This window comes from Halopseudomonas maritima (genome assembly GCF_021545785.1).
GTDB classification, from domain to species: Bacteria; Pseudomonadota; Gammaproteobacteria; order Pseudomonadales; family Pseudomonadaceae; genus Halopseudomonas; species Halopseudomonas maritima.
On sequence record NZ_CP079801.1, the window covers coordinates 1,279,158 to 1,305,207 of the forward strand.

The following is a 26,050-nucleotide window of genomic DNA, read 5'->3' on the forward strand; positions in this document are numbered from 1 at the left end:
AACTGGGACCAGCGCCAGCGCCGCAGGTTCACCCAGCGATACGCGTCTCGACCTGCAACCGGCCCGGGATCGCCAGACTCAGCACATCTCCCGGGTTGAGCACACCCACACCGGCAGGTGTGCCGGTAATCACCACGTCGCCCGGCAACAGGGTGAACTGGGTCGCGATATGCCGCAGCAGCGCGATAATCGGGGTAATCATCTCCCCTGCCGTGCCGTATTGGCGACGCTCACCGTTGATGTCCAGTTGCAACGCCAGGGTATGCAGATCACCTGTCTCGGCTTTGGGTACAAAAGGCGACAGCGGGCAGGCGCCGTCGAAGCACTTGGCGCGCTCCCACGGGTGGCTCTTGCTCTTCAACTGATCCTGCAATTCACGCAGGGTCAGGTCGAGCGCCAGACCAACGCCAATGATCGCCGCCTCTGCTTCCTGGTCGCTGACCAGACCACTCAGCGGTGCACCGACCAGCAACGCAATCTCGGTCTCGTAATGCACCGGACCGCGGCCCTGGACCAGCTCAATCGGCGGCGTCATCGGAACGACCGAGGTGGCCGGCTTGATAAACAACAGCGGTTCGGTTGGCACCGGATTGTTCAGCTCTCGGGCATGCTCGGCGTAGTTGCGCCCGACACACACCACCTTACCCATCGGCAGATCAATCACACTGCCATCCACATACTGATGCTGGTAGCTCATATACCCTGCTCTCGCTTTTGCCTTTGCTTGCCGCTGTCAGTTGAATATCTTGCCGGGGTTCATGATGCCGTTGGGGTCAAACACCGCCTTGATCGACTTCATCACCGCGATTTCTGCCGGGCTGCGGCTGTAGGTCAGATAGTCGCGCTTGGTCATGCCCACACCGTGCTCGGCAGAGATTGAGCCGTTGTACTTCTCGACAATCTCGAACACCCATTTGTTGACCGTTGCACACTTGGCGAAGAACTCGTCCTTGGACAGGTTCTCGGGCTTCAGGATGTTCAGGTGCAGGTTGCCGTCGCCGATGTGACCGAACCAGACGATCTCGAAGTCCGGGTAGTGCTCACCAACGATGGTATCGATGTCGTGCAGGAAGGCTGGCACCTTACCGACCGTCACCGAGATGTCGTTCTTATAAGGCGTCCAGTGGGAGATGGTCTCGGAGATAAACTCGCGTAGCTTCCACAGGTTTTCCAACTGCTGCTGGCTCTGGCTCATCACGCCATCGAGCACCCAGCCCTGCTCCACGCAATGTTCGAAGGTGGCCAGCGCATCGTTGGCAACCTCTTCGCTGACCGCTTCAAACTCAAGCAACGCGTAGAAGGGGCAGTCGGTTTCGAACGGCGCAGGCACATCACCACGCCCCATGATCTTGGCCATCGCCTTGTCGGAGAAAAACTCGAAAGCTGTCAGGTCGAGCTTGCCCTGAAAGGCGTGCAGTACCGGCATGATGGAGTCGAAGTCCGGCGTCCCCAGCACCATCGCCGTCAGATTTTTCGGCGCGCGCTCAAGGCGCATGGTCGCCTCAACCACAAAGCCCAGGGTACCTTCGGCGCCAATAAACAGCTGGCGCAGATCGTAGCCGGTAGCGTTCTTGATCAGGTCACGGTTCAGCTCCAGCAGCTCGCCAGTGCCGGTAACCACCTTCAGGCCGGCGACCCAGTTGCGGGTCATGCCGTAGCGAATCACCTTGATACCGCCGGCATTGGTGCCGATATTGCCGCCAATCTGGCTGGAACCGGCAGAGGCGAAGTCCACCGGATAGTACAAACCCTTTTCTTCGGCAAACTGCTGCAGCTGCGCAGTAACAACACCAGGCTGACACACCACGGTGCGATCAAAGGCGTTGAACTCGCCAATCTGGTTCATGTAATCAAAAGACACCACGATCTCGCCATTGGCCGCTACCGCCGCCGCAGACAGGCCGGTACGACCACCGGAGGGCACCAGCGCCAGTTTCTGTTCATTGGCAAAGCGCACCAGCGCCTGCACCTGCTCAACCGTCTTGGGAAATACGATGGCCAGCGGCGCCGGCGCAAAGTGCTTGGTCCAGTCCTTGCCCCAGTTGTCGAGGGACTCGGCATCAACGCGGACCTTGTCCGCATCCACCAGGGTCTTGAGGGTTTCAATCACAGCATCAGGGGTCATGGTGCGCTCTCAAAGGGAATTAATGCAGTACCTGAAGACTTTTCATGCGTCTGCGGGCATCAAAAAAGGCAGATTATGCTAGCATACGCGACTTCCGAAACAGGCCCCTTCTGTCATCCGCAGCCAAAGTGGCCTGCCTCGGACTTTCCGATATCAGCACCCGGGTAACTCACACCATGGCCAACACCTCGCTGGACAAAAGCAAGATCAAGTTCCTGCTGCTCGAGGGCGTACACCAGACCGCCGTCGACACACTGAAGGCAGCCGGTTACACCAATATCGAGTACCACACCGGCTCGCTGCCTGAAGAGCAGCTGAAGGAATCCATTGCCGACGCCCATTTCGTCGGCATTCGCTCGCGCACCCAACTGACCGAAGAGGTCTTTGCGCAGGCGCACAAACTGGTCGCGGTAGGCTGCTTCTGTATCGGCACCAACCAGGTCGACCTGGACGCGGCCATGCGTCGTGGCGTAGCCGTATTCAACGCCCCTTACTCCAACACCCGCTCGGTTGCCGAGCTGGTGCTGGCCGAGGCGATTCTGCTGCTGCGCGGTATTCCGGAAAAGAACGCGGCCTGTCACGAAGGTGGCTGGAGCAAGAGCGCAACCGGCTCCTATGAAATCCGCGGCAAGAAGCTCGGCATTATCGGCTACGGCTCGATCGGCACGCAGCTGTCCGTGCTGGCTGAAGGCCTGGGCATGCAGGTGCTGTTCTACGATGTGGTCACCAAGCTGCCGCTGGGTAACGCCACTCAGGTAGGCTCGCTGGCGGAACTGCTGGCCGAAGCCGATATCGTCACCCTGCACGTGCCGGAAACCGCCGCCACCAAGTGGATGATCGGTGAGAAGGAAATCCGCACCATGAAGCAGGGCGGCATCCTGATCAACGCCGCCCGCGGCACCGTGGTCGACATCGACGCACTGGCCTCTGCATTGGGCGACAAGCACCTGAGCGGTGCGGCAATCGACGTATTCCCGGTTGAGCCGCGTGCCAACGGCGAAGAGTTCGTCAGCCCGCTGCGCGAGTTCCAGAACTGCATCCTGACCCCGCACATCGGCGGCTCAACCATGGAAGCACAGGCCAACATCGGTCTGGAAGTCGCCGAGAAGCTGGTACGTTACAGCGACAACGGCACCTCCATCACCTCGGTCAACTTCCCGGAAGTGGCGCTGCCGTCGCACCCGGGCAAGCACCGCCTGCTGCACATCCACGAGAACGTGCCGGGCGTCATGAGCGAGATCAACCAGGTGTTCGCTGCCAACGGCATCAACATCTGCGGTCAGTTCCTGCAGACCAACGAGAAAGTCGGCTACGTCGTCATCGACGTCGACGCCGAATACTCAGACCTGGCTCTGGAGAAAATCCAGCAGGTCAAAGGCACCATCCGCGTTCGCGTGCTGTTCTAAGCAGCCAGCTGTAACGCAAAAAGGGGCACAACCTTGGTTGTGCCCCTTTTTTATGCCTGCGCCTTAACTCGACCAGTTAGCAGAGCAAACATGCAAGCCATCACGCTAGCTGTTTAGTCACCCAGCAACGCACGCAACTCGCCCACCTGCTCTTCATTAAATACCCGCACCCCCGCCTGCCGAAGAGCCGCTGCGGTCACCCCCTCCCCGCTTACCCGCACCCCAGAAAAGCTGCCGTCGTAGTTTTCGACATTGCCGCAGGACGGACTACGCGCCTTGAGCAGCGCAAAACGGATACGGTATCTACGTACCAGAGCCAGCGCCTGTTCAGCACCACGGACAAAGGCGGTGGTGACATCCTCGCCTCGGTCGGTAACCACAACCCGCTCACCGGCTAGCACCAACGCACCCTGCCCGCCCGGAATTTCCGCGGGCGGGCGCGGTGTCGGCAGGCCACCGGCAACTTCCGGACAGACCACCACCAGCCGGCCCTGGGACTGCCAGTCCAGCAGCAGCTGCGTGGGGTCAAACCCGCCGCCGTCGTAGCGAACGCGCTGCCCCAGAAGGCAGGCACTGATCAGCAGTTTTTCCACGCGCTCTCCAATGGTGGCTACGCGCCGAGATTCAGCGCAGCACCGGATTGATCGGTCGGCGACGGAACCAGCCCGTCAGGCTGGCGCGCTCAAAGCGCGAGGCCAACACCTCATGCTCTACATCAGCACTGGTAAATACGACCACCGTGCCGGCACGCGGCGCGACATGGTGCTCGCCCTCGGGCAAGTAGAGGCGTAGCTCGCCGCCATCACCCGGCTGCCATGACTGATTCAGGTAGGTTACCACCGACAGGGTGCGCAGAGGGTTGTCCTGAAAACGGTCAAGGTGACGCTGATAGCCGGCCCCTGGAGGGTAGAGCGCGTAATGGGTCTCAAAGGTATCGAGCCCCATAAACAGATTGCGATTGAGGGTCTCTCGCAGCCCGTCCATCACCGCCAGATAGGTGCGCCCGGCGGCGGTTGGAGGGCAGTCATCCAGCCAGCGCGTGTAGTCGCCACGGATGCCGGGGATCACCAATTGACCGTCTCCCCGGCCAATGGCCGCGGGGGTTAGATCGTCGCGCTGCCACAGGGCACGACAATCGCGCTCCAAAGCCAGCGCCAGGGGCTCAGGCAGCAGTTGCTCCTGCACCGACCAGCCGCGCTCGGCCAGCTCATCAGCCATGCGCACAAAGCGGCTGGCAGGCACCAAAGGGAACTCGGGCATAGTGACACTACTCAAAGGGGAGGACGCCGGCTCGTCGCTGAGGCGCAGGGCTGCTACACGCTACCCGGATAGACAATCGAGGGCGTGACAAGCGACGAAGCGAGCCCGCATTGTTATGCCAATGCACGCCCCAGGCAAGACATTTAACCGGGCAGTGCCACAACCACGCTTTTTTGCAGAGAACACCATGACCCGCATTTTGCCGCGCGCCCTCTGGGGCGCACTTTTTGTCAGCCTGCTTGGCCTCGGCATGAGCGCCCAGGCCGACACCCTTCAGCTATACCGCGCCTCCGGCATGGAGACCCATCAACAACACTTCCAGCAGGCGCTGGAGAAAGCCCGTAGCCGTTATGCGGCTCAATTGCCTGCGGCCGTCGCCGACAATCTGGTGCGCAAGAGTAACGAACGCTTCGACGCTGACCGCATGCACGCCCGCGCCCTGGCCAGCCTGGCGGTCAACCTGTCCGACGACCAACTGCTCGACGCCCAGCAGTTCTACCGCAGCGAGCTGGGCGAAGCCGTCGTCGCGGCCGAAACCCGTGCGACCTCGCCTGCGGAGGTAAGCCGCATGCAAAACGGCCTGCCACCACTGACTATCAGCGCCGAGCGGGAAGCCAACTTGAAACGTCTAGGCCAGCAGTTGCCGGCGCTGGATATGGGTGAAGAGGTCTCGCTGGCCTTCGCCAGCCTGGCAACGCAAAGCGCCAACGACATGCTTGGCGGCCTACTGACCATTCCGGACGGTCTGGCCAACCAGCGCCGCAGCAGCATACGGGCGCAGATGGAACCCAATCTGCCGCAGACCCTGGCCTATGTTTATCGCGACCTGACCGATGCGCAGCTCAACGCCTACGCCGACTGGAGCGAGAGTGACAGCGGCAGCGCGTTCTTCCGCGCCAGCAGCGCGGCTGCCCGCGACGCGCTGAACCCCTGAAGCAACGTAGGGGCTGTTAACGTTTCGCTCACGCTCCTGCCGCAGACCATTTTTCGGCCAGGTAACGCGGAGGGAGCAAAACGGCAACAGCCCCTAACGCCCCACCGATGAAGGCGTTACCCCGAACAGCCGCTTGAACGCGGTCGCAAAACTGGCCGCGCTGCCGTAGCCGGCCAGTTCGGCCGCCATCATCACCGACGCGCCGTCCTCCAGAGCCATGCGCGCCTGCACCAGCTTGCGCTCACGCAGGTAGGCAAACACCGTGGTACCCCAGACCTGACGAAAATGCCGCTGCAGATCAACCGAGTTGGTCGCCATTTGCCGTGCGATGTCATCCAGCCCCACCCCGTCGGCGGCGCCGCTATCAAGAAAATCCTTGGCCTGCAGCATGCGCTGATGCACCCGCACCGAGGTGCCAACGCAAGCCCTTGGCGGCGAAAATAGCTGGATAATCTCGGCCGCCAGTTGCACCGCCACCTGCTCACGCTGCAGGGCGGCGACCAACGGGTCCACGCCCTGCAGATCAAACAGCCGGCGCAATGCTGTCTGCGCAGCGACCGAGGGCAGCCAGCGCAGTTCACTGAGATGGGCAGCGGAAAACCGCTGCATAGCATCCCAGCATTCGCTGCCCTGCTGCGCCATCCGCTCCAACCAGGACGCCGGCAGCGTCAGCACGCACTTTATTTCTCGGCGCCCAGCTTGCCAGCGACGGCGGAATTGATCGCTGCGCGCCAGGGAGATCAGCACACCGGCGCGTTCCTGACCTGCGGCAGCCAGATGAAATGCCTTGCCACCATAGGACAGCTCGGTCGCCCCGGACAGCACCATGGTGAGTTTCAGTCCGGGCGTCAGCAGGTTCTCACTGACACCATCGATCAGGTCCTCAACATCCGCCAAGTGCAGCAACAGACCTCCACACAGCTCGTGGGTTTCCATACGTCCACGCAGCACCGGCAAGCCCGGCGAAAAAGCCTGCACAAAGCGCGGCGCGGTGCCCAGCCCGGTATCGCGCCGCATCATGTGATCACAGGTAATCAGCGGCCCCGGCGCAGCCAAAGTCGACACCATCGCGCCCCCTCCCAGGTCCAATAAACTTGCTGGCGGCAAGATTTTCCTTGCTTTCGCGAAACACCGAAATGTAGTTGAGAATTATTATCATGCACCGCCAACCAATGAATATCAAAGGGATCTGCCATGCATGACCTCAACGCCCTCCGCCGCAGCCACCTGGCCTGCGCCATCGCCATCGCCACTTTCTGCAGTGCCACACAGGCCGCTGACAGCAGCGAGTCGATAACCCTGGATACCATGGTGATCACCGCTGCAGCCACCGAGCAGAGCCTGCGCGATGCGCCGGCCAGCATCACCGTGCTGACTGAAGAGGACATCAAGCGCACCCCGGTAACGGATCTGGCCGACCTGCTTGGCCGGGTGGCAGGCGTTACCCTGCAGCGCTCCGGCAACACCGTGCCGGGCGTGCAGATACGCGGCTTCGACCAGGCCTACACGCTGATCCTGATCGACGGTCGCCGGGTCAACTCCACCTCGGCTTCCTTCCGCGGCAACGACTACGACACCGGCTGGGTGCCGGTCGACATGATCGAGCGGATTAGAAGTAGTGCGCGGGCCAATGTCATCGCTGTACGGCTCCGACGCCATTGGCGGCGTAGTCAACATCATCACCAAAAAGGCCACCGACAGCTGGCACGGCAGCCTGTCTACCACCTACATCGCGCAACAGCAGGATGACGCGGGCGACACAAGCAAGTACGCCGCCTCGCTCAGCGGTCCGCTATCCGAGCAACTGCTGGTCAAGCTGTATGGCGCTGCCGATCGCCGCACCGCCGACGCCGAGGACATCAACAACTCGGGCCGCGCCGGCACGCCTTATCGCAAGAACACCTCGGCCAACGGTGAACTGACCTGGCTCATCAACGACGATCACGACCTAAACCTGAACCTGGACGCCTCCCGCCGTAACCACGATGACTTTGTGCTGCGCCGCGACGCCGCCTCCCTGACCCATCGCGGTTACTACAGCTTCGGTGACAGCCAGGTCAGCCTGCAGTTTGACGAGACCCGCAATCTGGACGGCACGATTGGCGGCCAGAACAACCCCAACAAGGCCAACAAGGCCAACACCTGGACCGCCCAGGGCCGTATCAACCTGCCGATTGGCGACAGCCGCCTGAGCCTGGGCGGAGAGTGGAAACAGGAAGAGCTGGAAGACGCCGCCAACCTCAGCGGCGCCCCCGGCAGCGCCACCTATGGCCAGGACCCGACCACCGAAGTGCAAACCCAGGCCGCCTTTGTCGAATACGAAGTGCCGATCTTCGACAACCTCAGCTTGACTCTGGGCAATCGCTTCGATAATCACGAGAACTTCGGCGGCCACAACAGCCCGCGCGCCTACCTGGTTTGGCACAGCACCGATCACCTGAGTTTCAAGGGCGGCTGGGCCAAGGCCTTCCGCGCACCGACCCTGTTACAGAACTCCGATAACTGGGGCTCGGCCTCCTGCGGCAGCGCAACGGTTGGATGCTACATTGTCGGCAGCACCGAGTTGGAGCCGGAAGTCAGCACCAGTCGCGAACTGGCCATGCTGCTCAGCTACGACAGCTGGGACGCCAGCCTGACCGTCTTTCGCAATGACCTGAAGGACATGATCGACATCGACAGCCGCACCCGCGACCCGGTGGTGGCGCCGACCTACCCGAACTTTGTTGGCTTTCTACCCGACGGCCGTCCGATCTTTGCCTACCAGAACATCGACAAGGTACGCACCCAGGGCGTCGAGGCCAGCCTGAACATGCAACTTGGCAGCAACCTGAGGGCACAGTTCAACTACAGCTACCTGGACGCAGAGAATCTGAGCGCCGGCGCCCCGCACGACCTGAGCCACAAGCCGGAACACAGCGCCAACGCAGCGCTGGACTGGAACGCCACCGAGCACCTGGCACTGAACGTCAGCGCGCGGTATACCGGCACCCAGTACACCAGCGTCAGCACCCGCGGCAACACCGTCAAAGAGGCCTATACCATATACGACATGGGCGGGCACTACCGGGTTGGCGAGAGCCTGACCTTGGGCGCCGGCGTGCTCAACCTGTTCGACAAGCAGATCGAAAACGAGCACTGGGGCGACTTTAATGAAGATCGCCGTCAGGTTTACGCATCCGTCGAGTACCAGTTCTGATGCTGCGTATATGGACAGGACCCTGCGCAGCGCTCGCCCTGCTAGGCGCCCCCTCGCTGCTGGCGGCCGACCGGCCGCTGCAGTTGATGCTGCCGCCCGGCGCCACCGTCAGTACACCGCTGGCGGTGGCGCCGCAGCAGATCCGGGTGCTGGAGCTGGACAGCCAGGGCGAGCAGGTCAGCATCAGTCTGTTTGACGGCGACCACCTGCTGCGACAACTGACGTTGCCCGAAAACAACCGGCTGGCCCTGCGCGGCCAACCTGGGCAGCCCCTGCAGCTGCGTGCTCGCAGCGAAGCACCCGCGCAACTGAATCTGAAGATAGGCGCCGCCCTGCCCTCGCCATCGCCCGCCCAACCCGCTGCCGAACAGCCCGCCAGCCCACGCCTGCGCGCCCTGCAGACAGCCCTGGAGAGCGGCGACACGGATGCGTTGAACACCTTCTGGCAGCACATGACAGCGCACGGCGGACCGCTGGTCGAGCCCATGGCCGATGGCCGCCAACGGGTGACGTTTGTGGTCCGTAGCCCGGCCGCTGCCGGCGAGGTGCGGCTGTTTTGGCCGGCGCCCGGCATCAACAGCCGCCAGTTGGCCCTGTTGCCGGGCAGCGACCTGCGCTATTTGAGCATCGAAGTGCCGGCCGGCACCCGCGCCTCCTACCGACTGGCCAGCGGCCTGCCGCCAATGAATGACCAGCCCCGCGCCGTGCTGCGTCAGGTGCTGCAGGACCTGGCAGCTGCCGACCCGCTCAACCCTGCACGCTGGCAGCCAGACCCAGCGGCCCCCGCGCAGTCCGTACTTAGCCTGCCGGGCGCTCGCCCCTACGATTGGCACCAACCACGCAGCGATGTGCCCAAGGGCACAGTCCAACGCTTGCGTTATCACAGCAAACGGCTTGGCAATCAACGCCAACTGACCCTGTATACCCCCGCTGGCAAGCAGCACGACGCGCTGCCGCTGCTGACCCTGTTTGACGAGCAGGCCTACACCTTGGAGGTGCCAACACCGACGCTGCTCGACAACCTGATCGCAGCGGGGCGCATTCCGCCCATGGCGGCGGTATTGGTGGGCAACCCGGACCGCGCCAGTCGCGCCACAGAGCTGCCCGGCAACCCGGACTTTGCCGATTTTCTGGCCATGGAGCTGCTGCCTTGGCTGCAGACCCGGCTGCCGATCAGTTGCGCCGCCGAGGACCGTATTCTGGCCGGTTCGAGCTTCGGCGGGCTGGCCGCCGCCTATGTCGCCATGCGGCATCCTCAGCGTTTCGGCAAGGTGCTCAGCCAATCCGGCAGTTTTTGGTGGAGCCCCGAAGGTGAACCGCCGCAATGGCTGGTCCGCCAGTACGCCGAGCACCAACGCCTGCCACTGCGCTTTTATCTGGATGCCGGCCTGCTGGAAGAGCCCGGTGCCGAAGGCATTCTCGGCAGCACCCGCGCGCTATATGAAGTGCTGCAGGGCAAGGGCTACCCGGTGGACTATCAGGAATTTGCTGGCGGTCACGACTACCTGCTGTGGCGCGACACCTTGGTTGACGGGCTGACCGCGCTGACCAGCGACAGCCGCGGCGCCAGCCAGTCGAGATACTGCTGCCGCAGGCTCTCGTGCTCATTGGCCAGGTGATGACGCGCGGTGGGCAGGAAGAACGTATCCAGGCCGGCGAACTTGCTTTCCAGCACTTGAATGTTGTGCTGCCAGTCCACGGTGCCGTCTTCCTGCCCCTGAATGATCAACGGCTGATGCTCCACCGCCGCCGCCGACTCGATACGCGGAATCCAGCGCTCCAGCGCCTGCACCCAAGCCACCGGCAGCACCTGTGGCTGCAGCGGATCACGCGAACGGATGAACTCGAGAAAGGCCTCGTCGGTCGAGTTGTCAGTAAAGCGTCGCCCCAGCTGCTGCACAAACCCACCGAGCAGCCTCAAGCCCATTTGCGAGAACAACCACTGGCGAGGACGCACCAGCGGCGCCATCAGCACCGTGCGCCCCAGCTGCGCGGGCAGCTCGCCATGCAGCAGGCGGTCGATCAAAATCGCGCCACCGGTGCTCTGCCCCAGCATGTGCCAGGGCGCCGGCAGTTGCCAGAGCAAGGCCTGCTCCAGCACACCGTCGAGCACTTTTTGATAACGCAGAAAGCAGTCGATACTGGCGCGCGCGCCACTGGACAGGCCGTGCCCCGGCAGGTCAAACGCCAGTACCGCGTAGTGTTGCTCCAGCGCCCACTGAATCAGGTGCCGATACAGCCCCATATGGTCATAATAGCCGTGCAGGATCAGCAGGGTGCCGCGCGCGACCGGCGGCTTCCATATCTGCGTGGCGACACTGAAACCGTCCACCTCGATGCGCCCCAGGTGCTGGGCCGCGCGGTCATGGAAGTCAATGCCGTAATAGCCGGCGTAGCGGCGCGCGGCATCATCGGCAGCACGGCCGGGCTCAAGCGGCGGCAGGGAGTCGGCAAGGGAGGAAAAAAAAGCCTGATCCATCGAGTGTCTCGTCTGGTGGTATGACCCGCGAGTCACTCCCTGATCTGCGGAGGCCCCGGCACAATTGCGCCCGTCGGGCATGCTTTGCAACAGATCATCGTGTAACATACCGCGTCTCCAATTTCCACGTCCTGATGCGCGTAGCGCGCAGGTTGTCAGCACAGTGAGGGTGTAACATGACAGATCGCGTCCAAGTTGGCAGTTTGCAAGTAGCCAAAGTTCTCCACGACTTCATTAACCAGCGTGCCATCCCCGGCACCGGTGTTGACGCCGCTGCCTTCTGGGCCGGTGTAGAAGCCCTGATCAAGGACCTGGCTCCCAAGAACAAGGCACTGCTGGCCAAGCGCGACGACTTTCAGGCGCAAATTGATGCCTGGCACCAGGCCCGTGCCGGTCAGGCGCACAACGCCGCCGAGTACAAAGCCTTCCTGCAGGAAATCGGCTACCTGCTGCCCGAGCCGGCCGACTTCCAGGCCACTACCCAGAACGTTGACGAAGAAATCGCCACCATGGCCGGCCCGCAGCTGGTTGTGCCGGTCATGAACGCCCGTTTTGCCCTGAACGCCGCCAACGCCCGCTGGGGTTCACTGTACGACGCACTGTACGGTACCGACGCCATCTCCGAAGAAAACGGCGCCACCAAAGGCCCGGGTTACAACGAAATCCGTGGCAACAAGGTTATCGCCTTCGCCCGCGCCTTCCTTGATGAGGCAGCACCGCTGGCCAATGGTTCCCACGTTGACTCCACCAGCTACACCGTCAAGGACGGCCAGCTGAGCGTTAGCCTGAAAGACGGCAGCACCACCGGCCTGAAAGACGCCGCCCAGTTTATCGCCTTCCAGGGCGACGCTGCGGCGCCGACTGCCGTCCTGCTCAAGCACAACGGCCTGCACTTCGAAATCCAGATCGATGCGACCAGCAACGTCGGCCAGACCGACGCTGCCGGCGTCAAAGACGTGCTGATGGAATCTGCGCTGACCACCATCATGGACTGCGAAGACTCCGTCGCCGCCGTTGATGCCGACGACAAGACCGTTGTCTACAGCAACTGGCTGGGCCTGATGAAAGGTGACCTGGCCGAGTCCGTCAACAAGGGCGGCAGCACCTTCACCCGCACCATGAACCCGGACCGCGAATACACCAAGGCCGACGGCACCACCCTGACCCTGCACGGTCGCTCCCTGCTGTTCGTTCGCAACGTCGGCCACCTGATGACCAACGACGCGATCCTGGACCAGGACGGCAACGAAGTGCCGGAAGGCATCATGGACGCAGCGGTCACCAGCCTGATCGCCATGCACAACCTGAACGGCAACACCAGCCGCAAGAACACCCGCACCGGTTCGGTCTACATCGTTAAGCCGAAGATGCACGGTCCGGAAGAGGTGGCGTTCACCACCGAGCTGTTCGGCCGCGTTGAAGACATGCTGGGCCTGCCGCGCAACACCCTGAAAGTCGGCATCATGGACGAAGAGCGTCGCACCACCGTCAACCTGAAAGCCTGCATCAAGGCCGCCAGCGAGCGCGTTGTGTTCATCAACACCGGCTTCCTCGACCGCACCGGTGACGAGATCCACACTTCCATGGAAGCCGGCGCGTTCATCCGCAAGGGCGAAATCAAGGGCGCAGTCTGGATCGGTGCCTACGAGAACAACAACGTCGACATCGGTCTGGCCACCGGCCTGAAAGGTCGTGCGCAAATCGGTAAAGGCATGTGGGCCATGCCCGACCTGATGGCTGCCATGCTGGAGCAGAAGATCGGTCACCCGATGGCCGGCGCCAACACCGCCTGGGTTCCGTCCCCGACCGCCGCTACCCTGCATGCCCTGCACTACCACAAGGTGAACGTCGCCGAGCGCCAGGAAGAGCTGGCCAAGCGCACTCCGGCCTCCGTTGACGACATTCTGACCATTCCGCTGGCGCCGAACACCAACTGGTCCGCCGAGGAAATCCAGCAGGAACTGGACAACAACGCCCAGGGCATCCTCGGCTACGTTGTACGCTGGATCGATCAGGGCGTCGGCTGCTCCAAGGTACCGGACATCAACGACGTGGGCCTGATGGAAGACCGCGCAACCCTGCGTATCTCCAGCCAGCACATCGCCAACTGGCTGCGCCACGGCATCTGCACCGAAGAGCAGGTCATGGAAACCATGAAGCGCATGGCTGCAGTGGTTGACCGTCAGAACGAAAGCGACCCGGCCTACAAGCCGATGGCGCCGAACTTTGACGACAGCGTTGCCTTCCAGGCCGCCGTTGAACTGTGCGTTGAAGGCACCAAGCAGCCGAACGGCTACACCGAGCCGGTCCTGCACCGCCGTCGCCGTGAGTTCAAGGCCAAGTTCGGCCTGTAAGACTCTCAGCAGTAAAAGGTGCTTCACGAAAGTCCGGGGAAACCCGGACTTTTCGTTATCAGCGTCAGGTGAGTCGCTGACATCGCTATCAGGATGGTTGTGCGGGCAACCGCAGCACCCGAAAACACCACCTCATATCAGGTCATACCGACTGGCTGCCGCCCCGGCAGGACTTCAGCGCTCTTGATCTGCCCGCTTTTGAAGACCGTGTCTGCGTCTCACTGACACCGGACCAGATCCGGCAACCTGCAGCGTCTGCACTATTCCCCCCTGGCGCCCGCGCGGGCCTGTGCGCACCAAACCGCTTGCAGGCGTCAGCCCAAGAGCAAACGATCAAGCGAACAGCTTATTGCAACACCGACTACGTCTTCCTGAAGGTCAAAGCCGCCTACCCCGAGCATGCGCGATAAACCTCTTCTGCCGCCCTCCACCCTGTTCTGCAAGGAACCTTTCGCGTACAATCCCGTCTCAGTAACAGACCAGCAAGATTTGGGGCCGATTTGGATTCGACGACGGTTACAAAACTTGAGGGGCATGCCGAGTTGGTAGCAGATCTCGTAAATTCGCTGCTGCATACTTATAGTTGCCAACGACGACAACTACGCACTAGCCGCTTAAGCCGGCTAGCGGTCACCAGGGGATGCCTGTAAACCCGAAGTTGACCGACAGATAGAACAGGATCGCCGCCAAGTTTGCTGTAGACGTAACGGCTAAAACTTATACAGCTCGCTCCAAGCACCCTGCCACTCGGGCGGCGCGGAGTTAACTAAGTAGAGATGGCTAAGCATGTAGAACCGATAGCGGAGGACTGGCGGACGGGGGTTCAAATCCCCCCGGCTCCACCAAATTAGCAAGACCTAAAGCCCTGATAATCCTAGTGATTTTCGGGGCTTTTTACTTTCTGGCGTAGGGCAGTGCCCCAAAAGTGTCACACTTGAGCGCTCTAGCAATTGACCGAGCCCTCGCAAGGGTTTATGTTTTTGTTGCTGCACCTCCTTGCAGGGCAGTTCCTGACCAGCCACCACAGCGTGCTGTCGCCGTAACTCGTGGTCGATCCGCAGCCGGTATCCCTTATTCATCAAAGGAAACCGTCATGCGCAATCCCAAACTCAATAAACTACGAGAGTCAGCATTCAAACAACAACGTGGACGTTGCTGCTATTGCGGCTTCCTGATGTGGCAGGGCTCCGTAGAGACTTTCGCAAAAGATCACCAAATCTCCCTGGCACAAGCCCAGCACTTCCAATGCACAGCAGAACACCTCCAGGCTCGGCGTGACGGAGGGAAGGACACACGCAGCAACATCGCAGCCGCATGCAAGCGATGCAACCAACTCAGGCACCAACGCAAAAAGGCCCCCTCGCCAGATGCTTATCAGCAACTGGTGCAAAAGCGGCTTAGGAAAGGCAAGTGGAATACGCTGCCACTAGGGGCCAAACTAGACCGTCAAAAGCCACACACCCTCAAGATTGAGGGGGAACAAGCGACGGGCCGTGCGTGACAGCATGGCGCAAATGGTCAGGAGCAAGATGGGCATAGCGCATGGTCATAGCCAAGCTGGAGTGCCCTAGAATCCTCTGTAGCGTAAGGATGTTGCCGCCCTTTTGGATGAAGTGGCTAGCGAAGGTATGCCGCAGAGCATGACTTGCCTGTCCTTTGGGTAGCTCAATGCCAGAGCGATCCAACGCACGCCGAAACGAGGTAATCGCCCCAGTGAACTGGCCGTGAAGTTTCCAGTGTTTTTGGATGAAAGCTTCCAGCTCTGCAGAAATTGGGACCGTACGCACCTTGCTGGACTTGGTCTGACTATAAGGGACCGAACCATTCTTCAAGCGTGCCGGTGTCAGGCCTTCCGCCTCAGACCAGCGGGCACCAGTAGCAAGGCAAAGCAGGACGATGGGTTCAACGGGCGGGGGTAATCCCCCCTGAAATCAGTACTCGTCAGAAGTAGAATTTTCTCCTACTCGGATCAAGGAAATTTTGCGTGAAGACATCGCGTTTTTCGGACAGCCAGATCATCGCTATCCTCAAGCTGGCCGAAGCCGGCAGCCCAGTCCCTGAGCTTTGCCGCGAGCATGGCATCAGTTCGGCAACCTTCTACGAGTGGCGCGCCAAGTTCGGCGGCATGGACGCTTCATTGATGGCCCGGCTGCGCGAACTGGAGGATGAGAACCGTCGCCTTAAGAAGATGTACGCCGAAGAGCGCCTGAAGGCTGAGATCATCCAGGAAGCGATGGCAAAAAAGTGGTGAAGCCATCTCGGCGGCGAGAGATGGCTCAGCGTGCAGTTCGCTCTGGTCGAGCTAGCATCAAGCTGGCATGCCAGGTCTTCAGGGTTAGCGTCACCTGCTATCGCTACCAGCCACGGTTGTCCTCGGAAAATGCCGAGATCGCCGACCACCTGATCCGGCTTACGCACAACCAGCGCAACTGGGGTTTCGGCCTGTGCTTCCTGTATTTGCGCAACGTGAAAGGCCACCGCTGGAATCACAAGCGGGTGTACCGGATTTATCGCGAGCTGGAGCTGAACCTGCGAATCAAGCCGCGCAAACGCATCGTGCGTGAGAAGCCCGAGCCCCTAGCTGTGCCGGAGGCGATCAATCACTGTTGGTCGATGGACTTCATGCATGACCAACTGGCAGACGGTCGTAGCTTTCGCCTGTTTAACCTGATCGACGACTTCAACCGCGAAGCCCTGGCCATGGATATAGACCTATCACTGCCGGCAGAGCGGGTGGTACGTGCGCTGGATCAGGTGATCGAATGGCGTGGCAAACCCCGGTCGATTCGCAGTGACAACGGCCCGGAATACATCAGCAGCAAGCTTGTGCTGTGGGCAGAGAAGCATGGCATCCGCCTAGAACATATCCAGCCCGGCAATCCCCAGCAGAATGCCTACGTCGAACGCTATAACCGCACGGTACGTTATGACTGGCTGGGGCATTACCTGTTCGAGTCCATCGCTGAGGTGCAAGAACACGCCACACGATGGATCTGGACATACAATCATGAACGACCAAATATGGCCCTGGGAGGCATCACCCCCAAACAGAAGTTGGCCCTCGCGGCCTGACCTCTACTTCTGGTGAGTACTAAAAATGGGGGGATTACCCCCCGCTCCTCACCCATACGGGCACGGCAGAAGGTGTGGGCGATCTCACGCGGCGCGGCCTTGAACAGCAGCGCGGCCTGCAGCGCTATAGCCGTACGCTCGACGACCAGACGCGAACGTGCTTCCAGATTTTCCTGATTTTCGAAGGCGCGCATCAGCCAGGCGAGCTGACGGTCGTAATCGTTGTTCAATCCTTCGGCGGCCTGCAACTCAAGGAATAGCGCATCACGTACCTCTGGCTCACGGCGCAGCGCACGCAGCACATCAAGACACTGTACGTTGCCACTGCCTTCCCAGATGGAGTTCAGCGGAGCCTGACGATACAGCCGCGGCAGGATGTTCTCCTCCACATAACCGATACCACCCAGACATTCCTGCGCCTCGTTGATGACTGCCGGGCCTCGTTTGCAGATGTAGTACTTGGCGATGGCAGTGGTGATACGCGCCAGCGCGGCTTCATGCTCGTCTCGTGGCGCGGCATCCACGGCGGCGGCAACGCGCATGGACAGCGCCAGCGCGGCTTCGCTTTCCAGCGCAAGATCGGCCAGCACATTGCGCATCAGCGGCTGATCGATCAGCACACGACCAAAGGCAGAACGCTGACGGGTGTGGTTCAGCGCCTGAACTAGTGCCTGACGCATCAGCGAAGCGGTACCAACGATGCAGTCCAGGCGAGTCAGCGCCACCATGTCCAGAATGGTCGCGACGCCACGCCCATCTTGGCCGACCAGATAGCCCAGAGCGCCATTGAATTCGACTTCGGACGACGCATTGCTGCGATCACCCAGCTTGTCTTTGAGGCGCTGAATGCGCACTGCGTTCACCGAGCCGTCCGGCAGCACGCGCGGTACCAAGAAGCAGCCAACGCCCTGCCCGGTTTGCGCCAGCACCAGGTGCGCATCACACATCGGTGCGGAGAAGAAGAACTTGTGGCCGACCAGGCGATAGCTGCCGTCGTCCTGCAGCGTCGCCTGGGTGGTATTGGCGCGAACATCAGAGCCGCCCTGCTTTTCGGTCATGCCCATACCGATGGTGCAGGCACGCTTTTGATCCGCTGGCAGGGTGCGCTCGTCGTAGTCCGCCGCGAGCAGCCACGGGACCCACTCCTTGGCAATCTCGGGCGAATGCTGCAACGCCGGGACCACCGCGTAGGTCATGGTAATCGGGCAGCAGGTGCCAGCATCGGCCTGGCTGTGCAGATAGAGCAGACCCGCGCGGACAACGTGCGCACCAACCTTGCCCTGATTGTTCCAGGAGAAGGAGTGAACCTGGTTCTGCATCGCGCTGCGCATCAAGGTGTGATACGCCGGATGGAAGTCGACCTCGTCGATGCGCCGACCGTAGCGATCGAAGGCACGCAGTTCTGGCGTGTGACGGATGGCCAGATCGCCCTGCTCCATCAGCGTGTGACCAGTCAGCTCGCCGTAGCGCTGCAACCTATCAGCGCCCCACTCACCGCCGTTCTGGGCAATGGCCTGCTGCAGCAGATAGTCACTGGTCCACAGGTTGTAGGGAGGCATGTACTCCGGTTGGTTTTGCACTTCGTGGGTCTTAAACTGCGCGTCGACTGCCATTTTGTTTTTCCTCCGTTGTCGATTGAAGGAAAATTACACTTGGCAAATCATTTGAGTCGATCTGTGTAATATTAATTTTCGTATCCCTATGCTCCCTTGCATGCAGAGGAACGCGCTTGCTGAACCTGAAGAACGATTCGTCACCACTCACGCCCAGACAGTTGGTCATGCGGCTGCTGTCGACTGCCGTCGACAACGAGCTGGACGTGGCCGGTGCCATTCGTGCCGGAGCGCTGTTCGACATATCAGCCAACAACACGCGGGTTGCGTTGGCGCGCCTGCAAGCAAACGGGTTGATTGAAACCACTGCCAGAGGCGCTTACACCCTGGGTCAAGCTGGATTGGCTTTGGACAGAAGCGTATCAGCATGGCGTGACGCCGAAGACTACCTGCGCGACTGGGATGGCAGTTGGGTAGCCGTCTTGACCGGCAACCTGGGGACACGTGATCGCAAAGCGCTACGCGCTACGCGCTCGCGAGCGTGCCTTTGCACTGCTCGGGTTACGGGAACTGGAGCCCGGCTTATGGGTTCGCCCTGACAACCTCGCTGGCGGCGTCGAACGCACGCGTGAGCGATTGCAAGACCTTGGCCTGGAGCCCAGCGCCGCTGTCATGCGCATTACTGATCTGGATAACAAGCGCGAGCACATCGCCAGAAACCTGTGGCAAGACGAGGCACTGGAGGTGGAATATGAGCGCCTGCGACAGCAACTGCAGGAATCCATGGCAAGGCTGCCAACACTGGAAACAAACGAGGCGGCGCGCGAAAGCTACTTACTGGGTGACAGCGCAATAAAACGTCTGGTGTTCGACCTCTTGCTGCCTGAGCCACTGGTAGATACCGCTTGCCGTCGGCGTTTCAGGGAAGCCATGCTGTCCTATCAGCGGGCGGGGCAGCGGGCCTGGCAACCGATCCTCAGCCCCTTAGCTTGAAGCGATCGATCAACCGCGCAGCTGGGTCAGTGCCCGCTCCGTTACACCATCGATGTAACTGGCGTCGCCGTATATCCGTGCCATGAGAATGGCGCCTTCATAGTCAGCGACCAGCTGGCGCCCGACCTTGGCTGCATCGGTGTCAGGCAGCTGTTCACTGAAGATACGAGCCAGCGCCGCAGCCCACTCGTCCATGAACGCCCTGATCGGCTCCATCAATTCGCTGCGCGCGTAGGTGGCGTCCACCGCAACAACGCCCATCAGACAGCCAATGGTGTTGTCGCGAAACAGCTTTTGCGCTTTAGATCCCATCCGCTGCAGGCGCTCAGCGGGCGCCATGCTCTCGTCGTCGGCTATCGCAAACAGGATTTCGCGCATGCGTTCGTGCGTCCAACTCAGGACGTCGCGCAACAACGCTTCCTTGTTCGGGTAGTGGTGATAGAACGAGGCCTTGGTCAGGCCGCAGGCGGCTGACAACGAATCCATCGTTGCACCGTTGTAACCGAGGCGACGAAAGGTGTCGGCACAGCGGTTCAGCAGCTCATCGCGGGAAATCTTCAAAGGGCGCACGGTAGCAAACCTGATCAGTATTGAGGGCGCTTATCTTACGCCATAGCCCATGAATACTCAATTTGACAGTTACCAAACGTTCGTTTAATTTTATTTTCGAACATTTGGTAAGTAACCAAGCCAAAGCTCACCTGCAATACCCACACCCTATTTCAGGAGCATATTCATGAGTGAAGCAAACAGTGGTGCCGGCCGCGTAACCCGCGAGCTGCGTGACAACCTTTTCCTGATCGGCTTGGACCGTGCGGGCAAGCGCAATGCGTTCGACAGCGCCATGCTCACCGACCTCGCGCTGGCCATGGGCGAGTACGAGCGTGAAGACGAAGCCCGTTGCGCCGTTGTCTTTGCCCACGGCGACCATTTCACCGCCGGTCTGGACCTGATGGAGCTGGCACCGAAACTGGCTTCCGGCGGTTTCAAATACCCGGATGAGGGCATCGACCCCTGGGGCGTCTCCAAGCCGCGCCGCACCAAGCCGGTCGTCATCGCTGTACAGGGCACCTGCTGGACCGCCGGTATCGAGCTGATCCTCAACTCCGACATCGCCATCGCTGCCAGCAACACCACCTTCGCCCACAAGGAAGTCCTGCGCGGTATTCCGCCGTCCGGTGGCTCCACCGTGCGTTTCACTGAGACTGCCGGTTGGGCCGACGCCATGCGCTACATGCTGACCGGCGACGACTTTGACGCCAGCGAAGCCCTGCGCATGCGCCTGATCAACCAGATCGTCGAGCCCGGTGAAGAACTGGCCTGCGCCATCAGCTATGCCCAGCGCATCGCTAAAGCCGCGCCGCTGGCGATCAAGGCCACCCTGCAGTCCGGCTTCGACTCCCGCGATCAGGGCCACGACGCTGCTCTGTCCAAGCTGAACGAGCTGCTGTTCTCGCTGATGAAGAGTGAAGACGTGCGCGAAGGCGTGATGTCGATGATGCAAAAACGCGAGCCGGTCTTCAAAGGCCGTTAATCCCCCACCGCAATCGGACAGAGGCAAGCAATGCTAGAGTACCGCGCACCACTGGAGGAGTTTGAATTCCTCTCCCATCAGGTTCTTCGTCTGAACGAGCGCCTGCCTCTGCTCCCTGAGCACAATCACCTCGACGCTGATTTGCTCAAGGCCACGCTGGAGGCCGGCAGCGCGCTGCTAGGCAGCCAATTGCTGCCCTTGAATGCCAGCGGCGACGCCAGCGGCTGCTCTCTGGCTGACGGCAGCGTTTCCACGCCAGCCGGCTTCCCGGCTGCCTACGCCCAATTTCAGGAGAACGGCTGGCCCGCGCTGACCGTTCCCCTCGCCTGGGGTGGGCAGGGCTTTCCCGCCACCACCGGCGTTTTCTTCGACGAAATGCTCGCCTCCACCAACGTCGCCTTCAGCATCTTTGCCAAGGTGCGCGAAGGCGTTTTGCGCTGCGTGCAGCGCTTTGGTGATGAGCGGGTTCGGGAGTTGTTCGGTGCCAAGCTCGCCAGTGGCGAATGGCTCGGCACCATGTGTCTAACCGAGCCCCAGGCCGGCAGTGACCTCGGTTTGATCCGCACCACTGCGCGGGTCGATGCCGATGGCAACTATCGCCTGAGCGGCACCAAGATCTTCATTTCCAACGGTGATCACGACCTGACCAGCAATATCGTCCATCTGGTTCTGGCGCGCACCGAAGGCGCTCCGGCCGGCACCGGCGGGCTGAGCCTGTTTGCCGTGACCAAGTATCGGCTGGAAGACCAGCAGCGCAACGGCGTCAGCGTGATCGGCCTGGAGCACAAACACGGCATCCGCGCCAACGCCACCTGCAGTCTGGCCTTCGAAGATTCGCTGGCCTACCCGGTTGGTGAAACCAACCGCGGCCTGGCCTGCATGTTCTTGCTGATGAACAGCGCGCGCCTGGCGGTTGGCGTACAAACTGTGGGGCTGGCCGAGACGGCGTACCAGAACGCCCTGCGCTACGCCAACGAGCGTCATCAGGGCCGAGCGCTGAACGGCGCGACCCATCCGACGCTGCCAGCTGACCCGCTGACCAGTCACATTGGTGTGCGTTCAACCCTGATCGAACACCGCCTGTTTATCGAACCGGCGCGCCTGCTGTGTGCCTGGGTCGGTTTGTTGATGGACGAGTCCGCATGCCATCCGGATGAAGACCAGCGCAAGCACGCCGCGCAACTGGTCGAGCTGATGACGCCGATCATCAAGGGCTATCTGTCGAACCATTCCGGCAAGGTGATCAGCTCTGCCATGCAGCTGTTCGGTGGCCATGGCTACATCGTCGAAACCGGTATGGAACAACTGGTGCGCGACCACGCCATCTGCCCGATTTACGAAGGCACCAATCACATTCAGTCCCTCGACCTCCTGGCCCGCAAGGTGCTCGCCGATCAGGGCCGCCGTCTGAAATCGCTGGCCCGCGAAATGCTCGGCCTAGCGGCTCGACTCAAGCGCGATGAAACCCTCGCCCCGCTGGCGGGCAGCCTGCAGCGCTGGGTGAGCGAGCTGGAGCCGCTGATGCTGCATCTGGCGGTCGAAACCGTCTTCAACCGCGATGTGGTGGGTCGCGCCTCGCCCGATTACATGGAGCTGATCGGCACCATGGTGTTCGGCCACCTCTGGACCTGGATGGCCGAAGCGGCTCAGACCAGCGACCCCGACAGCGCCCACACCCGCAACAAGGTCGCCATGGCCGAGCTGTACATCAGTCGTGCCAACGAAGACATCCCCACCCTGATCAAGCGACTGATGCGCGAACCCCGCGAGCTCGATCGCCTTGGCCGGATCACCCTAACCTGAGCACCCCATCATGCCGCACGCCAATAATAAGAAGTCACGGCTGGAACTGGTCGTCAGCCATCACACCCTGCCCGATCTGGGCACCCAACGCATTGATGAACTGCTGCGCCGCAGCGCTGAGCGTCACCCGGACAGCACCGCGCTGTCCGCGTTGGGCCGGGACATCAGCTACCAGCAACTGTGGGAGCTGAGCGGCGCGGTGCAAAGCTGGTTGCTGCAACAGAAATTGCCAGCGGGCGCGCGCATTGCCGTCGCGTTGCCGAACATGCTGGCGCACCCGATTGCCTGCCTGGGCATCATCCGCGCCGGTTTCACGGCGGTCTGCGTCAACCCGCTGTACAGCGCTGAAGAGCTGGAACACAGCTTTCGCGACAGCGATGTGCAGGCGGTATTTCTGTTCGAGCCGATGTGTGAATCGGTTGCCGCCGCCATGCAACAGGCTGGCGTGAAGCGTGCCATTCGTGTCAGCCCCGGCGATCAGTTGGGCTGGAAGCGGCCGCTGGTCAACTGGGTCGCCCGCAAACGCATGGGTTACAAGAGTGTGGCTATTCAGGGGGGCGTCAGCTGGCAGCAGGTGATCCGCACGCGCCCGGGCCCGACGCCTGCCATCAGCCAGGACGCCGAGCACCCCGCGGTGATGATCTACAGCGGCGGCACCACCGGCCAGCCCAAAGGCGTGCCGATCAGCCACAAGGCGATGATCTACAACGTAGCCCAACAGATGGACGCCCTGCGCGGGCATCTGGCCGACGTGAAAGACGGCGATTACGTCCTGCTGCTGGCCGTGCCGCTGTATCACATTCTTGGCCTCGGTAACCTGCTGTTCACCCTCGCCCGCGGCGGCAAGGCCGTGCTGGTGATGAACCCGCGTGACAGCAAGGCGTTCGTGCGCGAGTGGTCACGCCATGCCATCAGCAGCTTTCCTGCGGTCAACACGCTGTTCAACGGGCTGCTGGAAACCAGCGGATTCGAGACCCTGGACTTCAGCCATCTGCGCCTGTGCATCGGCGCAGGCATGCCGGTCAGCGCCGGGACGGCGACGCGCTGGTTGCAGACCACAGGCTGCCACATCACCGAAGCCTACGGCATGACCGAGACCGGCCTGATCAGTTGCAACCCTCCGGGCGCATCGCGCGCCGGCTCGGTCGGCAAGCCGGTCAGCGGCATCGAGATTTCGCTGCGCGATGACAACGACAAGCCTGTCAGCATCGGCGAGGGCGAGATCTGCGTGCGCAGCGAGGCAATCATGGGCGGCTACTGGCAGCGGCCCGACGAGAACGCGGTTGCCTTCACCGCCGACGGCTACTTCCGCACGGGCGACATTGGCTCTTTCGACTGCGACGGCTACCTGAGCCTGGTCGACCGCAAGAAAGAAATGATCATCAGCGCCGGCTTCAAGGTCTTCCCCTCCGAAGTCGAGCGCGTCATCAACGCACACCCCGGCGTACTCGAGTCCGCCGTGGTCGCCGCACCCGATCCACGCTCCGGCGAGGTGCCGGTTGCCTACGTCGTGCGCCGCCAACCGGCGCTCGAAGCGCCCCATCTGCTAGAGCACTGCGCCAAACATCTAGCCAACTACAAGCGCCCGCGCCGGATAATCTTTCGCGACGAGCTCCCCAAGAGCAACGTCGGCAAGATCCTGCGCAAGGTACTTGCCAACGAACAGGAAAAACGGGAATGACCCACCTGCAGCAACTTGCCGACGCAGCCAGCGCCACCGCTTTTACTCTGGAGGCGCGTGACGGTTTTCAGCTGGCCGCTTGCTATTACCCGACCCACACCGCGCTGCAGGGCAACATCCTGCTGGCCGGTGCCACCGGGGTACAGCAAAAGCTGTATCGGCGGTTTGCCGGGTTTGCCAATGAACACGGCTTCAATGTCCTGACGCTGGACTACCGCGGCATTGGCGGCTCACGCCCGAAAAGCCTGAAAGGCTTTGAGGCTAACTATCTGGACTGGGCACGGCTCGACCTGAGCGCAGCGGTAGACCTGCTGGCCGACAGCGGCGCGCCGCCGTACTGGGTCGGACACTCCTACGGAGGACAGGCGCTGGGCCTGATCGACAATCACGACCGTATTGATGCGGCGTATTGCTTCGGCACCGGTGCTGGCTGGGCGGGCTGGATGCCGCCGCTGGAAGCGATAAAAGTGCGCCTGATGTGGAATGTGATCCTGCCGCTGATCGTCGCCCGCAAAGGCTACATGGCCTGGAGTCTGCTGGGCATGGGCGACGACCTGCCGCTGGGCATCTACCAGGACTGGAAACGCTGGTGCGCCAACCCGCACTACTTCTTTGATGACCCGGCCATGAGCGAGATGCACGACATCTACGCCCGGGTACAAACACCGAGCCTGTTTGCCAACGCGGTGGACGATGCCTGGGCTCCGCCCAAATCCCGCGATGCTTTCGTCCCCTTCTATCGCAACGCTAACGTCGCAACGCTGGATCTAACTCCGAGCCGCAGCAGCATCGGCCATATGGGGTATTTTCTCGCCAATGCCGAGGTGATGTGGGCAGACTGCCTGACCTGGCTGCAGACACAGGCGCAAGCCCGCCCAGCAAACCATCAAATAGCAGAGAGCGCATCGTGAACGACCCCGTAACCACCACCAGACCCGCCGGCGGCGCCATGCTGCCGGAAACCTTGCATGCGCTCATCTCCAGCCGCCGGGCGGTGCGCCGTTTCACCCCCGAGCCGGTGCCGGATGACGTCATTCGCCACTGCCTGGAGCTGGCGACGCTGGCACCCAGCTCCTGCAACCTGCAACCCTGGAGCTTTCAAGTGATCCGCTCACCGGAGCTGCTGCAAAAACTGCATCCGGTATGTCTGGGGCAAAGTGCTGCCCGAGCACCACTGATCATCGCCGTGCTCGCGCGGCCGGATACGTGGAAGGCGTCCTGCGCGCAGATCATTTCTGACTGGCCAGAACCTCAGGTTCCCACCGCCATCAAACGTTTCTACAGTGGCCCCGCCCCCTTTCAATACAACCAGGGCCGCTTTGGCTGGCGCAGCCTCTACAAGGTGCCGATGCTGGCATTGATGGGCCTGCGCAAAGCGGTCATGCGCAGTCCGAGTACGCCTGGCGAGATGCGCATCTGGGCGGTCAAATCCACCGCGCTGGCAGCGCAAAATCTGATGCTCGCCTTCCAAAGCCACGGCTACGCCACCTGCCCGATGGAAGGCTTCGACGAGCGCCGTCTGCGCCGAACCCTGACTCTGCCCAAAGCAGCCATCCCGATCATGCTGCTGGCCGTAGGCAAACCAGGGGAGCGCGCCGTCTACAACCCGCGGCTGCGCTTCCCGCTGGAGCAACTCACCCAATGGCTATAAGGAAAATAA

At 61.6% G+C, this 26,050-nt stretch carries 23 protein-coding genes and 1 other RNA gene; 15 read left to right on the plus strand and 9 right to left on the minus strand.

All coding sequences use genetic code 11. From position 1 onward, the window contains the following. Positions 1 to 28: 28 nt before the first annotated feature. Positions 29 to 697, minus strand: coding sequence for a fumarylacetoacetate hydrolase family protein (locus tag HV822_RS05875; protein ID WP_238872817.1), 669 nt, complete (start codon positions 695 to 697; stop codon positions 29 to 31). Positions 698 to 733: 36 nt separating this feature from the next. Further along, complete coding sequence (locus tag HV822_RS05880) at positions 734 to 2,125, minus strand: FAD-binding oxidoreductase (RefSeq protein WP_238872818.1); 1,392 nt, start codon at positions 2,123 to 2,125, stop codon at positions 734 to 736. A gap of 176 nt (positions 2,126 to 2,301) precedes the next feature. Here HV822_RS05880 and serA point away from each other — a divergent pair, with 176 nt between their 5' ends. Then, the gene (serA, locus tag HV822_RS05885) at positions 2,302 to 3,531 is read left to right on the plus strand and encodes a phosphoglycerate dehydrogenase (RefSeq protein WP_238872819.1); all 1,230 of its coding nucleotides are present in this window, start codon (positions 2,302 to 2,304) and stop codon (positions 3,529 to 3,531) included. Positions 3,532 to 3,644: 113 nt separating this feature from the next. Here the strand turns inward: serA and HV822_RS05890 are convergent, their stop codons facing one another. Both HV822_RS05890 and HV822_RS05895 read right to left on the minus strand, forming a co-directional pair. Further along, entirely contained in the window at positions 3,645 to 4,124 is a 480-nt protein-coding gene (locus HV822_RS05890) for a DUF523 domain-containing protein (protein ID WP_238872820.1), read from the minus strand. 31 nt (positions 4,125 to 4,155) lie between these two features. After that, the gene (locus HV822_RS05895) at positions 4,156 to 4,791 is read right to left on the minus strand and encodes a 2OG-Fe(II) oxygenase (RefSeq protein ID WP_238872821.1); all 636 of its coding nucleotides are present in this window, start codon (positions 4,789 to 4,791) and stop codon (positions 4,156 to 4,158) included. 187 nt (positions 4,792 to 4,978) lie between these two features. Between HV822_RS05895 and HV822_RS05900 the strand changes: the two genes are divergently transcribed. Next, entirely contained in the window at positions 4,979 to 5,725 is a 747-nt protein-coding gene (locus HV822_RS05900; protein WP_238872822.1) for a DUF2059 domain-containing protein, read from the plus strand. Positions 5,726 to 5,818: 93 nt separating this feature from the next. On the opposite strand, the gene HV822_RS05905 is transcribed toward HV822_RS05900, so the two are convergent. Further along, positions 5,819 to 6,793: a helix-turn-helix transcriptional regulator gene (locus HV822_RS05905; protein WP_238872823.1), complete on the minus strand. Its 975-nt coding sequence runs from the start codon at positions 6,791 to 6,793 to the stop codon at positions 5,819 to 5,821. Positions 6,794 to 6,919: 126 nt separating this feature from the next. Between HV822_RS05905 and HV822_RS05910 the strand changes: the two genes are divergently transcribed. The 3 genes from HV822_RS05910 to fes are packed head-to-tail and all read left to right on the plus strand — an operon-like array spanning position 6,920 to position 10,540. Next, the gene (locus tag HV822_RS05910; protein ID WP_238872824.1) at positions 6,920 to 7,474 is read left to right on the plus strand and encodes a TonB-dependent receptor plug domain-containing protein; all 555 of its coding nucleotides are present in this window, start codon (positions 6,920 to 6,922) and stop codon (positions 7,472 to 7,474) included. Next, on the plus strand, positions 7,356 to 8,921 hold the full coding sequence (locus HV822_RS05915; RefSeq protein ID WP_238872825.1) for a TonB-dependent receptor domain-containing protein: 1,566 nt from the start codon (positions 7,356 to 7,358) through the stop codon (positions 8,919 to 8,921). Before HV822_RS05910 ends, HV822_RS05915 begins: the two co-directional genes overlap by 119 nt. Beyond that, the gene (fes, locus tag HV822_RS05920) at positions 8,921 to 10,540 is read left to right on the plus strand and encodes an enterochelin esterase (RefSeq protein WP_238872826.1); all 1,620 of its coding nucleotides are present in this window, start codon (positions 8,921 to 8,923) and stop codon (positions 10,538 to 10,540) included. Before HV822_RS05915 ends, fes begins: the two co-directional genes overlap by 1 nt. Here the strand turns inward: fes and HV822_RS05925 are convergent. Next, complete coding sequence (locus tag HV822_RS05925; RefSeq protein WP_238872827.1) at positions 10,423 to 11,400, minus strand: alpha/beta hydrolase; 978 nt, start codon at positions 11,398 to 11,400, stop codon at positions 10,423 to 10,425. The genes fes and HV822_RS05925 overlap by 118 nt on opposite strands. Before the next feature lie 176 nt (positions 11,401 to 11,576). Here HV822_RS05925 and HV822_RS05930 point away from each other — a divergent pair, with 176 nt between their 5' ends. The 3 genes from HV822_RS05930 to HV822_RS05940 all read left to right on the plus strand — a co-directional run bounded on the left by HV822_RS05930 (position 11,577) and on the right by HV822_RS05940 (position 15,255). Then, on the plus strand, positions 11,577 to 13,754 hold the full coding sequence (locus HV822_RS05930; protein WP_238872828.1) for a malate synthase G: 2,178 nt from the start codon (positions 11,577 to 11,579) through the stop codon (positions 13,752 to 13,754). A gap of 491 nt (positions 13,755 to 14,245) precedes the next feature. After that, positions 14,246 to 14,599: a transfer-messenger RNA gene (gene ssrA / locus HV822_RS05935) on the plus strand. Between the two features lie 329 nt (positions 14,600 to 14,928). Continuing rightward, positions 14,929 to 15,255, plus strand: a complete 327-nt coding sequence (locus tag HV822_RS05940) for an HNH endonuclease signature motif containing protein (protein ID WP_238873551.1) — start codon at positions 14,929 to 14,931, stop codon at positions 15,253 to 15,255. On the opposite strand, the gene HV822_RS05945 is transcribed toward HV822_RS05940, so the two are convergent. Next, positions 15,218 to 15,652 (minus strand): tyrosine-type recombinase/integrase, encoded by a 435-nt coding sequence (locus tag HV822_RS05945; RefSeq protein WP_396265148.1) that lies wholly within the window; start codon positions 15,650 to 15,652, stop codon positions 15,218 to 15,220. The genes HV822_RS05940 and HV822_RS05945 overlap by 38 nt on opposite strands. Before the next feature lie 86 nt (positions 15,653 to 15,738). On the opposite strand from HV822_RS05945, the gene HV822_RS05950 reads away from it, so the two are divergent. Further along, a protein-coding gene (locus HV822_RS05950) for an IS3 family transposase (RefSeq protein ID WP_238872829.1) occupies positions 15,739 to 16,826 on the plus strand; the annotation gives its coding sequence in 2 pieces (ribosomal slippage) (positions 15,739 to 15,991 and positions 15,991 to 16,826; 1,089 coding nt in all). On the opposite strand, the gene HV822_RS05955 is transcribed toward HV822_RS05950, so the two are convergent. After that, the gene (locus HV822_RS05955; RefSeq protein ID WP_238872830.1) at positions 16,760 to 18,439 is read right to left on the minus strand and encodes an isovaleryl-CoA dehydrogenase; all 1,680 of its coding nucleotides are present in this window, start codon (positions 18,437 to 18,439) and stop codon (positions 16,760 to 16,762) included. The two genes, HV822_RS05950 and HV822_RS05955, sit on opposite strands and share 67 nt — an antisense overlap. Before the next feature lie 444 nt (positions 18,440 to 18,883). Between HV822_RS05955 and HV822_RS05960 the strand changes: the two genes are divergently transcribed. Further along, positions 18,884 to 19,372, plus strand: a complete 489-nt coding sequence (locus HV822_RS05960; RefSeq protein WP_238872831.1) for a PaaX family transcriptional regulator C-terminal domain-containing protein — start codon at positions 18,884 to 18,886, stop codon at positions 19,370 to 19,372. Positions 19,373 to 19,381: 9 nt separating this feature from the next. Here HV822_RS05960 and HV822_RS05965 read toward each other — a convergent pair whose 3' ends face one another. After that, positions 19,382 to 19,942 carry a TetR/AcrR family transcriptional regulator gene (locus HV822_RS05965; protein WP_238872832.1) on the minus strand — a complete coding sequence of 187 codons (561 nt, stop codon included), beginning with the start codon at positions 19,940 to 19,942 and terminating at the stop codon, positions 19,382 to 19,384. Positions 19,943 to 20,108: 166 nt separating this feature from the next. Between HV822_RS05965 and HV822_RS05970 the strand changes: the two genes are divergently transcribed. The 5 genes from HV822_RS05970 to HV822_RS05990 are packed head-to-tail and all read left to right on the plus strand — an operon-like array spanning position 20,109 to position 26,041. Next, positions 20,109 to 20,906 (plus strand): crotonase/enoyl-CoA hydratase family protein, encoded by a 798-nt coding sequence (locus tag HV822_RS05970; protein WP_238872833.1) that lies wholly within the window; start codon positions 20,109 to 20,111, stop codon positions 20,904 to 20,906. Between the two features lie 30 nt (positions 20,907 to 20,936). Next, complete coding sequence (locus HV822_RS05975; protein ID WP_238872834.1) at positions 20,937 to 22,709, plus strand: acyl-CoA dehydrogenase family protein; 1,773 nt, start codon at positions 20,937 to 20,939, stop codon at positions 22,707 to 22,709. Positions 22,710 to 22,719: 10 nt separating this feature from the next. Beyond that, entirely contained in the window at positions 22,720 to 24,390 is a 1,671-nt protein-coding gene (locus HV822_RS05980; RefSeq protein ID WP_238872835.1) for an AMP-binding protein, read from the plus strand. Further along, entirely contained in the window at positions 24,387 to 25,301 is a 915-nt protein-coding gene (locus HV822_RS05985; protein WP_238872836.1) for an alpha/beta hydrolase family protein, read from the plus strand. Before HV822_RS05980 ends, HV822_RS05985 begins: the two co-directional genes overlap by 4 nt. A gap of 38 nt (positions 25,302 to 25,339) precedes the next feature. Then, a complete protein-coding gene (locus HV822_RS05990; RefSeq protein ID WP_238873553.1) occupies positions 25,340 to 26,041 on the plus strand; it encodes a nitroreductase family protein in 702 nt (233 codons plus the stop codon). Positions 26,042 to 26,050: the final 9 nt, after the last annotated feature.